Source organism: Holdemania massiliensis AP2, assembly GCF_000327285.1.
GTDB classification, from domain to species: domain Bacteria; phylum Bacillota_I; class Bacilli_A; order Erysipelotrichales; family Erysipelotrichaceae; genus Holdemania; species Holdemania massiliensis.
Map to the genome: position 1 here is coordinate 45,347 of NZ_HE998569.1, position 15,543 is coordinate 60,889.

The window sequence follows — 15,543 nt, forward strand, 5'->3', positions numbered from 1 at the left end:
AGATTTCCATTTTAATTCTAATCAGCGTAACCCTACAACGGCTGCGCTGATTTTTCGTTTATTGGGAAGGATCGACCCCAAGCTCAAAAAAGCTATTTCCGACGTATAAATTAAGCTTCAATTTTAAACAGAATTTTGCTGAGCGGTCAGAAGCTCTGTGTTTATCTTCATGACTTACTATTCAATTTTTAAGCTGTTTTGTTATAATATTGTCGGCTTGGTTATGAGAATCGGGGGAATGGGTTATGGATAATCTGATCATTGCCAACATTGCGCTGGATCTTTTCTGTTTATTCTTATCTTTGATTCCGATTATATACCTAATGAATGACCAGCGTTATCAATACAAGCTAAATCGTTACTTTTTAGGGATCAGTATTGCCAACGGCACGATGATCATAGGAGATTTGGGTGATTGGTGTATTCGAGATGTTGCAACACAGAATCTGAGCATAATTCTTTCTTTGCTTTCTCTGTTGTTTTATGTCAGTTCTGCCTTTTTACTGTATTTTTTTGCCCAATATCTTGTTGAATATTTAAAGCTGACAGCCAAAGCAAGAAGAAGTTTTTTAACTGTTGCTGCATTGTTGTGCGCAGTCCAGATATTTTTTGCGGTACTCAGTCCATGGACAGGCGCTTTTTTCCGCATCACCGAAAATGGATATCAACGAGGCGCGTTGTTTGCGATTTCCCAAGGGGTGCCGTTATTCTGTTATCTTTCTTTTACTTATCTGGTCATTTTGTGCCGAAAAAAACTAACCCGCCGGGAATTATTTTTCTTCCTGCTGTATATTTTTATACCGTTGGTAGCCGGCGTTCTGCAGATGTTTTTTCGGGGAATTGCGGTTCTCAACGTCGGCGTTACGTTGGCGCTGCTGCTTATTTTTGTCAACATTCAGTCTGGGCAGGATCTGCTGATGAAGCAGCAGGAAAAAGAATTAATGGAATCCCGAATTGAAATCATGCTTTCTCAAATTCAGCCGCATTTTCTGTACAATGCCCTAACTACGATTAGTCAACTCTGCGATGCAGATCCCAAACAAGCGAAAGAAGCCATTCATGATTTTGCCTGTTTCCTGAGAGGGAATATGGATGCGTTAAAAAGTAAGGCGCCGATTCCTTTTGAACAAGAGCTTTATCATGCGGAAAATTATCTGGCGCTTGAACAGCAGCGGTTTCAGGATCGTCTACGCATCATTTATGAGATTACCGCTCGAGATTTTTCCATCCCCTCCCTAACGCTGCAGCCCATTGTGGAAAATGCAGTGCGTCACGGTGTTTTAAAACGAGAGGAAGGCGGACAGATTATCATCCGCACAGAGGAAACAGATCAAGCTTTCATTGTTCGTGTTGCCGATGACGGCCCTGGAATATCAAACGACAGCATTACTGGGGATTCGCAGTCGCACATCGGTATTGAAAATGTACGGAGTCGTTTGGCAATTCTCTGCCAAGGAACATTAACCTTGCAAAGTAAGGAAGGCATGGGGACTATTGTCACGGTTGTCATTCCCAAGGAGGTGCAGAGTGAATGAATTTGATTGCGGTGGATGATGAACCTTTCGTATTAAAAGCTCTGGAAGAAGCCCTGAAAGAAGCTGTACCTCAGGGAACGCTGCATTGTTTTACTGCTCCCAGCAAAGCTTTAGCCTATATCCGCAGCACCTCGGTTGACGCAGCCTTTCTGGATATTGAGCTGGGCAGCATGAACGGACTTGTTTTGGCAAAAATGATAAAAGATATCTGTCCGGAAGCCCATATCATATTTGTAACCAGTCATGAACAATATGCTTTGGGCGCTATTCAGATGCATGCTACCGGATATTTGATGAAACCTGTTATGGCGGAGGATCTGCGCCGGGAACTGACGTTTATTTACGGCGATGTCTTACCGCGCCGTAAGATAAGGGTGCAGACATTCGGCGGTTTTGATATCTTTGTGGATGAAAATCTGGTTTTATTCAAACGATCCAAATCAAAAGAACTGCTTGCTTATTTGATCGACCGGCGCGGGATCAGCGTGACAGCGGCGGAAGCCTGTGCGGTATTGTGGGGAGATGCTTCCATTGACTCACGCAAGAAAGGGTATTTCCGGATTGTGGTGAAAGGCTTGCGGGAAGCGCTGCAGGCGGCTGGAATTGAAGACATTCTGCTTCGCTCCTGGAACAGCCTTGCGATTATTCCAAATAAGCTGGACTGCGACAGCTATCATTTTCTAGAGGGTGATCCCCAGTTTGTTAACAGCTACCGTCATGATTATTTATGCTGTTATGAATGGGCTGAGTTCAGCTTGGGGCCTGTTTTATACAAAAATGATTGAGAACTTCCAAGGGGAGTTCTTTTTCATTGGAAGCTGTCTTTTGTAACGGGTTTGTAACGGGCATTGTGCTAAGATAAAAAACAAAGGTGGTGAGATCAATGCCGATTTTAATCACGGGCAGACGAAAAGAGTTCCCAGACAAACAAAACATGGGGATGGAACGACTTAATCTAAAGGCTGTACTGACCTCAATCTGCCTTTCCGAACATTTCAGGTTTGATGAAACAGGGACTGTGTGTTTGTTTTTTTGTCCCGTAAAAACACATCGGCGGTTATAAAAGAATCGGATGGATCAGAATCATCAAGCGTCACAATCACTCACTGAAAGTGATGCTCAAGAATCTAGGACACCCGTGGGTTCCATTCTCTTTATGAATCGGAAGGAGCTGAAATTTTCAGTTCAATCAGCTTCGTTTCATGAATTAGAAAGCCTGAATTTGCATTTTAACGCCAATTTCTTGAAAAAGATCCGGGACTTCGTTATATTTTAATCAAGTTATAATCAACGTGAGCTTTGGCTATATAAAAAAATCTTTGCCTAACAAGGTTAGCTGTATGTTAGATGAAAACAACGATGTGCCAAATTGCGCTTGAAGGATGAGGCTGATCTTTAAAAATTACTGTTTCTGAGATATTCTTTCAAAAAAATCAATCGCGAACGGACGGAATAAGGATTAAACTAATAAAGGTTGATTTCTGATGCAATCGCAGAGGATAGATTGAGTCTCTGTCTAAAATGATTTGAGAAGCAAGTCAGAACAGGGGGCATGTCCTTGCTTGAACAAACTGTCAATTAAAGCTTACTTTTTGTGACAGCCTGGATGGATCATATTTCTTGCCGAATCAGAACAAAAAAGACGGATGAATTCCGCCGCTCTTAAGATAAAACTGAAATTTTTAATTAACGCAAAAAGTAAGCTTTTCAAGACAGAAGGAAGGGGGAGGCTATGAGGAAGCGAAAATGGGGATTGGCGGTGTTTGCCATTCTGGGAATAAGCATGGCGGCGGTTCAGTTATTGAAACCGAAACCCAAGAATATTGAATCACCTTTACATCGCAAAGGCATGTTTGAATGGAAGGAAGAACGGATTGAGCAGCCTGAAATTGCCGGCGAGATCATTGATCAATTTCAAATCACGGACTGGTATCAGGAACTGGGTCTTCCGATAGAACATAAAAAGACAGCCCAATTCGTAAAGCAGCTGCACGGGCAAAATGTGAAAGTCTATGCGTTGGTCGGGGAAACGGACTGGGGTTATGAGTCCGAGGGCCAATCGTTGATTCAATATTTGGAAGAACTGGTTCAATATAACAAAAAGAGAATGCCGGCAGAACGCTTTGATGGCGTGATGGTTGACGTCGAGCCGTATACTCGTTCACGCTGGAAAAAAGATCCGGAAGAAAATATGAAGCTTTATGTTTCCGGAATGATCGCGGCCTATCGTTTTGCGCAGGAGCATGATTTGATCTTCATTGCGTGTATTCCCCGTCATTATGACGATCAGGGCTTGACGCAGCAGCTGGAAACTTTAATTCGGGATGGCTGCGATGAGGTTGCCGTTATGGATTATGACTGCGGAGCGGAAGCTGAAAAAATCGAAACTGAAGCTCAACTGGCCGCGAAGTATGATAAAGCTCTGCACTGTATTCTGGAATTTCAGGAAGTCGGAAAACATGGCCTGACCGAAGATAAGACATACCGAAATAAAGGCCTTGCAGCTGCAGAAGCGGCTTGGGAAAAAGTGGATCAAGCCTTTCCGGAAATGCGGATTGTTCATGATTATCATTGGTCGATGCCGCTGATGGAAATGATGAAGGAGGACAGCGAATGAATGAAGTGCTCAGACAGGAGCGAAAATTTTTGATATCTTTGAGCCAGCGGACGCGTTTCGAGGGTCAGCTGGACGCTCTTCTTCATCAGGATCAGCATAATACTGATCTTCTGCAAGGGGGGTATCGGGTGCGGTCCTTGTATTTTGATACGTTGAATGATCGGGATTTCTACGCCAAGATAGACGGCGTTGAACAACGGCGGAAGCTGCGTCTGCGGATCTATCATCCTGAGGATGAAACGGCCTTTTTGGAAATGAAGCAAAAACAGGGAGCCAACCAGCTGAAGCGCTCCTTGCCGGTGAGCCGCGAGGATGCAGAACAGTTGATTCAGGGAAATTATAAGCCGCTCTTGCATTATCGTGAAGATTTTGCGGCTGAATGCTATGCGATTCTGAATCGTGAGCATTACCGTCCGAAGACGGTGGTTGAATATCGGCGCAAAGCCTATGTGCTGCCGGAAAACAGCATCCGAATTACGTTGGACAGTGATATTCAGGCGAATGAATTCCGCTATGATATTTTTGATCCGCAGTTGGCGCTGGCGCCGGCGCTGGATCCGTGGAAAACGATTCTTGAAGTAAAATATAATCATTTTCTGCTTACGTATGTCCGGGATATTATCCGCAGCTGCAACCAAAGTGAATTGTCAGTCAGCAAATATTGTATGGCGCGCCGAATCGGGCTGCGATATACCGAATTTTATTAAAAGGGGGAATTTTGGATGAGTTCTTATTTATCGAATTTAATGCAGCAAATTGAAGCGCTGAACGCGGGTCAGATTCTGGCTCAGATTTTCATTGCCATGGTATTGGGCTTCGTCATTTATCTTTCGTATTATCTGGCGCATGCCGGTACGGTTTACAGCCGGAAGTTTAATGTCAGTCTGGTTGTTTTAACACTGCTGACAACCATCGTTATGACCGCTATCGGCAATAACGTCGCCTTATCGTTAGGTATGGTCGGCGCGTTGTCCATCGTGCGTTTTCGGACAGCGATTAAAGATTCGCGGGATACAGTTTACATCTTCTGGGCCATTGTTACCGGTCTCTCGTGCGGTGTTGGAGATTACATGACGGCCGGTCTGGGCGCCGCCGGAGTCTTTCTGGTGCTTTTGCTTCTGGGCCGGATTAAAAATGAAAACCGGATGCTGCTGATCGTGCGCGGCGCCCGCAGTACAGAAGAACGGATCATGTCGGTGATTACGCATTATTTTGAAGGCCGGCTGGATTTGCGGGTGAAAAATACGACCCGCGATACGATTGAGCTGATCTACGAAATCCCGCGGAAAACTTATGAAAAAAATTTACAGAAGATGTCGGGGATTGATGAAGAATTATATCAGATTGAACATGTCCAGTATGTGAATATCGTCGCTCAGGACGATGATATCAGCAGCTAATGGAGGCAGATCATGCGTAAACGGACAGCAGCGTGGCTGACTCTGGCAGCCGCGGTTGTAGTCAGTACGGCAGCTCAGCTGACTTTTGGAAAAATCCAGACGCGGGTTCATCAGCACCGGGAAGCAAGTCTGGCTTACGATCCGGAAACAGCACTGGACTGTGTTCAGGAAACGGAAACTTCAAAATATCAATATGACGAGAACGCCGTGGATATTGAAAAGCTGAGTGCCCATCTGCCGCTGGTTGTCATTGAAACGGATGAAGAAATACCAGGTGTTCCTTATTATACAGATGATCAGTCCCATCGTCAGATGACGCTGACTTCCGCCGGAGAAGAATTTCTGATCGGCAACATGAAAATCATCAATCAGGATGACAAGCTGAATTCACCGCAGGATACGCCGTCCTTAAAGACCCAGATTCGGATCCGTGTGCGGGGTAATACTTCACGCTGGTTTGACAAGCAATCCTTTGCGATTAAAACGATTCATCATAATGGCGAGAATAAAAAGGTTTCCATCATGGGGATGGAAGCCAATCATGACTGGGCGCTGCACGGTCCTTTTCTTGATAAAACCCTGATGCGGAATTATGTAGCGATGAATTTGGCGGGCGAGCTGATGGACTATGCTCCTGACGTGCGGTTTTGCGAAGTAATTGTCAATCAAGAATATCGCGGTGTGTATGTGATGATGGAAACGGTCAGCTGCGGCAAGGGCCGGATAGAAATTGAAGAACCGAATAAAACCCGGAATGTTACCGGCTATCTTGTCGAACTGGACAATGACACGCAGCCGGACCCGCTGACGCAGATGAACAATTTTACAAAATACACGCAGATACTGCGGAAAGACGCTCTCTTTGATATTCGCTATCCGCGCAAGGAATCGCTGACAGCACCGCTGAAGGATTATATAGAACGGGATCTCAGCCGGTTTGAAAAGGCCCTGTATTCTTTTGATTATGATACGCAGCGCTATGGATTTACGAATTTCATCGATGTCGATGAGTTTGTCGATTACTTTATTTTGATGGAGGTCTTTGTGCAGCATGATACCGGCAATCTGTCGACGTTCTTTTACAAAGACGTCAATGGAAAATTCAAGCCTGTTGTCTGGGATTTCAATAACAGTCTGGGCAATGTTTCCGACAGCTCTGATGATGACTATCGAATCCGGCAATTTGTTTCAGTGCAGGCTCCCTGGTTTACCATGCTGATTAAGGATGAAGGATTCATCAATCAGGTGATTCATCGGTATCGTGAGCTGCGTCAGGGAATTTTGAGCGATACGCAGGTCAGCGACTACATTCAGTCGGTTGTCGATTATCTGGGGCCGGCTGTCGATCGGAATTTTGCCGTCTGGGGATACAGCTTTGATCCGGAAAATCTGGATAAACGCAACAAGCTGTCACCGGAAGAAAAAAATCCCCGTTCCTATGAAGAAGCAGTGCGGCAGTTCCATGATGCTTATCTGGAGCGTCTGGCCTGGCTTGACGAAAATATTGACGTGCTGAAGCAATATTGTCATGAATCCGCTGTTAAAAAGTACAATCATTAAGCCGGAAGGAGGAGGGAACTCATGAAAAAATTTATTATCGTCTGTACGGCTGTCGTGATGTTCGCTGCCGGCTGGCTGTTTTTGGCTTCCCGCATCGGCATGAACTTTCAGTGGGAAAGTCTGCAGAAAACATCGGTGGAAACGTTTACGGCCGTAGACGGCAAAACGATCCTGGTGGATCAGGGGCAGGGGATGGAGCCGTTTGAGATTCGCGGCGTGAATCTCGGCAGCGGTATTCCAGGCCATTTCGCGACGGATTATGCGATTGATAAGGAAACCTATCTGCAGTGGTTTGATCAAATTCAGGCCATGGGGGCAAACTGCATCCGTGTTTATACCTTGCTTCAGGATGACTTCTACAATGCGTTTTGGGAATACAACAAAGATCGTGAACAACCTCTATATTTGATTCATGGCCTATGGGTGAATGATTATACGCTGTTTTCCCATCGGGATGCTTATGACCCCGACTTTATGAATACGATGATTCAGGACAGCCGGACGCTGGTAGACATCATTCATGGGAATAAACGCTTTTCCTTAGGCGAAGGTTTGGGCAGCGGTTCGTACAATCACGATATATCGCCTTGGGTTTTAGGTTATATCCTGGGTGTGGAGTGGGAAGATACCACCGTAGCCTATACTGATCATATGCAGGATCACAAAAAACAATATCATGGAAAGTACATGACCACCACGGAAGAGGCTTCGCCGTTTGAGGCGATGCTGGCGCAGGTTGGGGATAAAATTATAGAATATGAAACTCAGACGTATAAATCACAGCGGCTGATCTCCTTTGCCAACTGGCCGACCACCGATCCGCTGGAATGGGATTCGCTGGTGGAATATTATTTCCGCAAATTTGAGCAGGTGAATGTTGAGCATATCCAGACGACAGAACGATTTCTGTCCGGACAATTTGCATCATACCATGTTTATCCCTATTACCCGGATTATTATGGTTTTATGGATGTCATGGGAATCGAAGTTGAAAACAAGCGGCAGTTTACAAACAGCGAAGGGGTCTTCAATTCTTACAGAGCTTATCTGACCACCTTGAATCAATATCATACGATGCCCGTGGTGATTGCGGAATTCGGAGTGCCGACGTCCCGCGGCCGGGCGCAGAGCGACCGCAATACGAACCGGGCTCAGGGCGGGATGTCAGAAGCAGATCAGGCCGACGCGCTAAAGACCTGTTATGAAGATATCATGGCGGCCGAGTGTGCGGGATCGATTGTTTTTACATGGCAGGACGAATGGTTTAAACGGACATGGAACACGATGGCCTACACCGACCTGAATAAAACTCCCTACTGGAGTGATTATCAGACCAATGAACAATTCTTCGGTCTGCTGACTTTTGATCCGGGCAAGGAAAAAAGTGTTTGCTATGTCGATGGGGATGTTAATGAATGGACGGAAGCGGATCAAGTGCAGCAGACGGCAACCCCGTTTGGACAGCTGTCGCTCAGCTATCGGTATGATGAAAAGTTTTTCTATCTCTATATCAATAAAGAAAATTATAATCCTGAGGTTGACAAGCTCTGGATTCCAATCGATACGACGCCGAAAACAGGCAGTACCCGCTGTGACGGGATTGCCCGGTCGTTTGAGCGGTCGGCGGATTTCGTGTTGATTTTAGACGGAACCGAGAATAGCAGGCTGATCGTGCAGAAACGCTATGAAGCACTGCGGGCGATGTATTCGCATCGGGTTTATTTTGAAGACGCCTATTTGAATGAACCGGCAAAGGACACTTCCGAATTTGTCGATATTCGGCTCATGCTTCAGATTCCGGATGATCCGCATGAGGAGCTGGCCAATACCAAAACGGATATCGCTCAGACGTATGATACCGGACATCTTCGCTATGGCAATGCCAATCCGGACAGTCCGGATTTCGATTCCTTGGCCGACTTTATGATTGACGGGGATCACATTGAAATCCGACTGCCGTGGTCGCTGCTGAACTTTCTGAATCCTTCAGAGATGATGATACATGATGATTATTATGAACATTATGGAATTGAAGGTTTAAAAATTGATGAGATTTATGCCGGAGTCGGATTGGCCGCTGACGGCACAACGCCGATTCCCATGACCGCGATGCCGCTGCAGGGCTGGGGCCGTTATCCTACTTCACATCCGCGTCTGAAGCAGGGGTATTACGCCCTGCAGGATATCTGGGCGGGAAAGTGAGGCGGTACGGATGATCATTCGAATCGATTATTTGATTTATGTCTATATGACGCTGTGTCTGTGCATGCTGGGCTACAATCTGTTTTATCTGGGAAAAAACAAATGGATGCAGAAACGGACGGAGAAGCAGATCCAGGATCAGACGCGCCGATTAAAGACTTTTCTGTTATTTCCTGAACGTTCTTCCGCCAAGGCGGATGATGAAATTAAGAAAAAGCTGACGCATACGCACCAGCTGGTCGTGCTGGAAGGCACCCTTGAAGCGCTCAATCAGAATCCGCTGACCACAAAACAGCTGCAGGAATGGCTGCCGACGCTGAAGCCGGCATTTATAAAACTGATTGATGTTTATATGAAAAAAAGCGTAATGGAACGTTCGTATTTTGCTTATCTTGTCATGCGTTTTGGATTATGCGGCGAGGGTGCGAATGATCCGCTGTCCACGGCGATGATTCAGCTGACCGCCTTGTCTTCGATCTATTGCCGGGAGAACGCCTTGATGGCTTTGTATGCCCATGGCAGTGTTGATCATATCGTCAAAGCTTATCGTTTAATGGCCCGACATGAAATTGAACACAGCCGCAAGCTGGTGAGCGACGGACTGTTGGAATTTCATGGAGATCGACAACAGCTTGCCCATGCTTTATGGGAGAACTGGATGGAGTTTACACCGCATTATCAAGTGGCCTTCATTGATTTTATCCGCATGATTTCCGGCAACTTCCGGGAAGTGCTTATGCCGCTTCTGACCCAGCCGGAAACGGATCGGGAAGTCAAGTTTGCCGTGATGCGGTATTTTCGCAAGTACCCTTACGCCCCGGCCGGGGTAATTCTTCGCCAGACCGTCAGCGATTGGGAAAAACAGGATTGGGAATATGCGGCTATCGCCGCCGCTTCTCTGGAGAGCTACCCGGGGAAAGATACGCTGAAAGTTCTGCTGATCGGAGTCCAAAGTGATAACTGGTATGTGCGGGACAATGCTTCAGATTCCTTGCTTCAGCTGGCCGAACCTCAGGTTATTTTGGAAATTATTCATCAGCTGAAGGATTCTTATGGACGCCAGATGCTTCGCTATAAGGCTGTGAGTTCCGGAATTTTACGGGCGCGGGACAATGCGGAAGAATTGGAAGTCGCCGTTGGGAATAAGCCTGACCGGCTGGGAATGAAAGCGCAGGATGAGATTGCGGATTCGTTCATTTTCTCAGATTCATCCGCGGAAGAACTGCCGCCGCTGCAGAAATGGGGGGCTGAGTGATGGTAGAGGCTGTTAAACTTTTTCTGTTCTGCGTCGATGTTTTTTTCGTCGCCTATTTATTTGGTTACAGTACATTTCTGTTTCTGTCCGTGATTGTGGGCTCCGTGGATTTGTATCAGAAACGCCGTGATGATGAGCTGAAAAATAATTTGAAGCGCAAATTCTTTATTCCCATCAGTATTTTAGTGCCTGCGCATAATGAGGAAACAACGATTGTGGATACGGTTTGTACCTTGTTAAGACAGGACTATCCTTTATTTGAAATTATCGTGATCGACGATGGCTCTGAGGATGAAACGGCGCAGCGCATGATTGACTATTTTCAAATGCAGAAGATTGAACGGCCGATTCGCCGTCAGCTGCGCTGCAAAGCGGAAAAAGCGATCTATGAAACAAAATCCAACAAGATTCAGCTGACCTTGATCCTGAAAGAGAACGGCGGCAAGGGCGATACGCTGAATATGGGGATTAACGCTTCCCGTTTTCCTTATTTCATCTGCATGGACGCCGATTCTATGCTGCAGAAAGATTCCCTGTTTGAAATTGCCAAACCGGTGCTGGAAAATGATAAGGTTGTGGCCTGCGGCGGTCAGGTCCGCATTTCCAACGGCATTGAAATGGTCGACGGCGAGGTCACAAAGTATTCGCTGCCGAAGCAAATGATTGTCGCGATGCAGGTTTTGGAATATGACCGTTCCTTTCTGGCCTCCCGGATTTTCATGGATCATTTCAATGGGAATTTGATTATTTCCGGCGCGTTTGGCCTGTTTCAGAAAAAGATGGTGATTCTGGCCGGCGGCTATGATCCTTCAACAATGGGGGAAGATATGGAGCTGGTGGTGAAGCTGCATGTTTTCTGCCGCGCCAACCATCTGGATTACAGCATTCGTTATGCGCCGGATGCCATCTGTTGGTCGCAGGGACCGGGAAATCTGCTCGATCTGATGAAGCAGCGCCGCCGCTGGCATATCGGTTTGTTTGAAAGTCTTACGCATTACCGCTATGCGATCGGGAAGAAAGAATACGGATTGATGGGAACCATTTCATTCCTGTACTTCTGGCTGTATGAACTGATGTCGCCGTATATTGAAGTATTTGGTCTGTTTACGATTGTATTGTCGTATTTCTTCAATCTGATCAATGTTCCGTTTATGTTTTTATTCTTTGCGGTGTATGCCGGATTTGGCTGTCTTCTGACCGTCATCGCGTTTTTCACGCAGATTCATACCCGGCATATTCGTTTAACTTGGCTTGATGTTCTCCGCACAATTCTGTTAAGTGGTTTTGAGCTGGTCGGACTGCGGTTTATTTTAATGCTTGTACGAATGAATGCTTTAATCGGTTATCGCCGAAAGAAAAATGTTTGGGGTGATCTGCAGCGCTATACCCATAATCGCAAGGAAACTCGGGAAAGAGAGGCATGAGGATGAAGAACACAGATCAACAGGAACGCCGTAAGTTAATTCTGGGCACGCTGCTCAGCCTGATTTTGATTGCGTTTGTTCTGTTCTTTGCGGTAGCCAACAGGCAAAGCTATACGAGTAAAGAACGAAACGGAACGCTGAAAACCATGGCTGAGGAAAGGACGGTCACCTTGGTGGAAAGCGGCCGGACAGTCTGGCGGTATTGGGATGCCGGTGAAACGCCGGCAGGGACTGATCTGCGGCAGTGGACTCTGCCGGATTATGATGATTCAGATTGGAAATCAGGGACAGGGACGTTCGGATCCGAATACGGCAGATTGGAAAAAATGGTCAACCGGAAAGCCCCTCGGAATCTGCTGAATTATTATCTTCCGGACCAGAAGGCAATTCCGGCCTATTATTTCCGCACGGAATTTGATGTCGGCGATCTCGGCAACGTTCAATGTTTAACTGGTAAAATTCATTACGATGACGCAGTTTTGATGTATCTTAACGGTGAGCTAATCTATGCCTCCAACGTTTGTGACGGCGGATATTCGCCGGAGAATCCATATGGATCCGCTGCCCGTGTCAATGAAGTAGAAAGCGATTCGTTTGTCATCAACAATCTTCATGCCTTAAAGCCGGGCCGCAATGTTCTGGCAATCGAGCTGCATCAGCGGGATGAATCCAGTTCAGATATCTATTTTGACTTGGAAACTTTAGAAACTTCCAGTGAATCATCACGGACGCAGCCGCTGGATCTGACCGGTCTGATTCTGGAGCAGGGCAGTGAATCCGGGCAGGTAATCGTCAACTGGCTGACGGATAAAAAAGGAACCTATGAATTAATCTGGGCTTCGGGTGATGATCAGCGTGCTTTGCTTTCCCCATTAGGACGAAAATTAATGGGGGGACAGAAGACGGGAATTGGCGGGACATTTAGTTATCATGGACAGCTAAGTGATCTGCCAGAGGGTCAGTCATTTGTCTATCAGATTGTTGATTTGCAGCATGATCTGCGCTCGGAAGCTGTTTCCTTTTCAATTCAGCCTGAACAGCCGGTGACTTTCGGATTTGTCGGTGATGTCCAGATTCGGACGGAACATCTAGAGGAAAATCAAGCGGACTGGCAGAAAGCCGTGGATACGTTAATCCAGCTGCGCCCGGATGTGAGTTTCATCCTGACCGCCGGCGATCAGGTCAACAGCAGCAATGATGAAAAAGCGCTGAAGGAATATCAGGCTTTTCGCAGCCCGGCCGCGTTAAAGCAGATTCCAATGGCCATCAATATCGGCAATCATGAGGGCAATGAGAAACTGCTTGCCAGTCAGTTTCAACGTCTGGATAAAGGAGCGGATTATTATTATGAATACGGCGATATGCTGTTTTATGCGCTGAACTGTATGGATGAGGATACACAAGCCCATCTGGATAAGCTCAGCCAGGTGATCGCCCGCACTCAGCCGCGCTGGATCATTGTCACGATGCATTATTCACTGTTCGGCAGAAAAGATCGTTCTGAGGATGAAAAAGTCATAGCTGCCCGCAAAGCCTACGCCGAGGCTTTCTCTGATCTCAATGTTGATGTTGTCCTGTCGGGTCACGATCATGTTTACTGCCGCTCATGGCTGATGAAAGGGGCTGAAGCGACAGATCGGGCAGAAGGGCTGAAACGCCGGGGGGAAACGCTGTATGTTTCCGGAGGGACGCCGTCCGGCAGTAAATATTATGAAATTCAGGATGAAGCCCCGGAGTGGATTGCTTACAGTATTCCTGAGCAGCAGGCAACGGTATCGCTGATTACGATTTCTAAAAATCAGCTGATTTTGGAAACGTATTCGCAAGCGACTCAGGAGCTGATTGACCGCTGTGAAATTCGGAAATAGCCATAAAAAGAATCTTGAATGAGTCCAAAGCTGCGCTGCGCTGCGCTCCAAGAGAAACCAGAATTATTATTTTGAACACTGTTTAAGCCAAAAGAAAACCCGCCTGATGAAGCGGGTTTTCTTGTAGAGTCATAAGGCAAAGCGGTCAGGCGACAATCAGAATTTTGGTGAAGTTACAGATAGCCGCTAAGCTTAAAAATCAAGATTAAGATTTGCGTTGACGTCAGCTTCTTCTTTTTAATCAGCCATAATAAAGCCGAAACCAAACTGACCAGCTTTGTCTGCTGAAATAGAAACGATTATGAACAGAAATCTGAATTCAGGATCAAAAGGGTCGTTTGACATTTCCGAACGTTGATATTAGAATGGAGAAAACAAAGTCAGGCTGGGCTGCTTTTAGCCACAAAGGCGAATTTCATAATCGAAAGTTGAGGAGAAAATAAATGATGTGGATCTGTCCCCAATGCCAAAGAGCGTTTAAACGAACAAATCAGGGACATTATTGCGGAAAAGCACCTGAAACTGTATTAGAATATATCAATTCGCAGCCCCTGGAAACTCATTCTCATTTAATAAATATGATGATTACGCTGCAGAATAGTGTTCCATGCATTCAGGAGCGGATCTTATGGAGTATGCCGTATTATGAAAAAGAAGGGAAATCCATCTCGTTTTCAGCTTGTAAAAAACATATTAGTTTTTATGTCGGCCTTGAAGCGATAGAAACCTTTGCCTCCGAGTTAAATGAATTTGTAATTAAGAAAAATGCAATCTATTTTCCTTATGATAAAGCATTGCCGACTCAATTGATTTCAGAGATCGCAAAATGGTGTCTAAGCTGATTTGACAGCTTTTGGTTTATCGGACTTGGACACTTTATGAAATCAGAAGTTGTCGAGTATAAATCCATATTGATAGGAGATGATTGTAATGGAAACTATTTGCGGAATTGATTGCAGAAAGTGCGATTTTAAAGATCATTGTAACGGCTGTGCGGAAACAAACGGACATCCATTCGGCGGAGAATGTGTTGCAGCCGAGTGCTATAAAGCAGGTGGCGAAAAGTATTTTTCACGATACAAACGACAGTTGATAGATGAAGTTAATTCTCTAAACATAGCCGATATGCCGTTTGTGACAACGCTTTGTCAATTAAGCGGCGCATATGTTAATTTGGAATACACCTTTCCGAATGGAAAGAAAGTCAAGCTGCTTGACGACACAAAAATATATCTTGGCTGTCAAGTAGAAAAATCAAATAGTGACAGATGCTATGGGCTTGTTGCGGACAATGATTACCTACTTATATGCGAGTATGGGTGTAATGGAGCAGAACCTGAAATCGTGATTTACAAAAGAAGATAAACAACTCCCAGTTTATGAGATTGGGGCAGAGAGTAATAAAAATCGAAATTTGATTGAGGTGATGACTATGGATTATATATGAATTGTCGTTTTAATTATTCTTGGGTTAGCTATGTTATTGAAACCTGAAATTTTATGTAAAATCGAAAATATTTTTACTGTTAAAAACGGAGAACCAACGGATTTATATTTAACTTTAATGAGACTTGGAGGAATCTTTTTTATTGGAGCGGGTATCGTTGTCTTTGTTGTCAGTTTTATATAAATTTAAAAAATCCAGTTTGACAAACTGGAAAATTAGAATTTACGGAGGTACG

General features: G+C 45.5%; 13 protein-coding genes. All 13 read left to right on the forward strand.

Annotated elements, in window-relative coordinates:
* The first annotated feature begins 245 nt into the window (after positions 1 to 245).
* The 13 genes from BN162_RS12630 (at position 246) to BN162_RS19290 (ending at position 15,491) form a co-directional block, all read left to right on the forward strand.
* Positions 246 to 1,535: a sensor histidine kinase gene (locus BN162_RS12630; protein ID WP_020225482.1), complete on the forward strand. Its 1,290-nt coding sequence runs from the start codon at positions 246 to 248 to the stop codon at positions 1,533 to 1,535.
* On the forward strand, positions 1,532 to 2,320 hold the full coding sequence (locus BN162_RS12635; protein ID WP_020225483.1) for a response regulator: 789 nt from the start codon (positions 1,532 to 1,534) through the stop codon (positions 2,318 to 2,320). Before BN162_RS12630 ends, BN162_RS12635 begins: the two co-directional genes overlap by 4 nt.
* Positions 2,321 to 3,267: 947 nt before the next feature.
* Entirely contained in the window at positions 3,268 to 4,152 is an 885-nt protein-coding gene (locus tag BN162_RS18050) for a hypothetical protein (RefSeq protein ID WP_020225485.1), read from the forward strand.
* Positions 4,149 to 4,859, forward strand: coding sequence for a polyphosphate polymerase domain-containing protein (locus tag BN162_RS12645; RefSeq protein ID WP_020225486.1), 711 nt, complete (start codon positions 4,149 to 4,151; stop codon positions 4,857 to 4,859). The genes BN162_RS18050 and BN162_RS12645 overlap by 4 nt, the downstream gene beginning before the upstream one ends.
* 15 nt (positions 4,860 to 4,874) lie before the next feature.
* Positions 4,875 to 5,552, forward strand: a complete 678-nt coding sequence (locus BN162_RS12650) for a DUF4956 domain-containing protein (protein ID WP_020225487.1) — start codon at positions 4,875 to 4,877, stop codon at positions 5,550 to 5,552.
* A gap of 12 nt (positions 5,553 to 5,564) precedes the next feature.
* Positions 5,565 to 7,112, forward strand: coding sequence for a CotH kinase family protein (locus BN162_RS12655; RefSeq protein ID WP_020225488.1), 1,548 nt, complete (start codon positions 5,565 to 5,567; stop codon positions 7,110 to 7,112).
* 21 nt (positions 7,113 to 7,133) lie between these two features.
* Positions 7,134 to 9,314 (forward strand): hypothetical protein, encoded by a 2,181-nt coding sequence (locus BN162_RS12660; RefSeq protein WP_020225489.1) that lies wholly within the window; start codon positions 7,134 to 7,136, stop codon positions 9,312 to 9,314.
* A gap of 10 nt (positions 9,315 to 9,324) precedes the next feature.
* The gene (locus tag BN162_RS12665; protein WP_020225490.1) at positions 9,325 to 10,569 is read left to right on the forward strand and encodes a hypothetical protein; all 1,245 of its coding nucleotides are present in this window, start codon (positions 9,325 to 9,327) and stop codon (positions 10,567 to 10,569) included.
* Entirely contained in the window at positions 10,569 to 11,993 is a 1,425-nt protein-coding gene (locus BN162_RS12670) for a glycosyltransferase family 2 protein (RefSeq protein WP_020225491.1), read from the forward strand. Before BN162_RS12665 ends, BN162_RS12670 begins: the two co-directional genes overlap by 1 nt.
* 2 nt (positions 11,994 to 11,995) lie before the next feature.
* A complete protein-coding gene (locus BN162_RS12675; protein WP_020225492.1) occupies positions 11,996 to 13,861 on the forward strand; it encodes a metallophosphoesterase family protein in 1,866 nt (621 codons plus the stop codon).
* 443 nt (positions 13,862 to 14,304) lie between these two features.
* Entirely contained in the window at positions 14,305 to 14,703 is a 399-nt protein-coding gene (locus tag BN162_RS12680; RefSeq protein WP_020225493.1) for an iron chaperone, read from the forward strand.
* 88 nt (positions 14,704 to 14,791) lie between these two features.
* Positions 14,792 to 15,226, forward strand: a complete 435-nt coding sequence (locus tag BN162_RS12685; protein ID WP_020225494.1) for a hypothetical protein — start codon at positions 14,792 to 14,794, stop codon at positions 15,224 to 15,226.
* 97 nt (positions 15,227 to 15,323) lie between these two features.
* A complete protein-coding gene (locus BN162_RS19290) occupies positions 15,324 to 15,491 on the forward strand; it encodes a DUF6199 family natural product biosynthesis protein (protein WP_373119147.1) in 168 nt (55 codons plus the stop codon).
* Positions 15,492 to 15,543 lie beyond the last annotated feature (52 nt).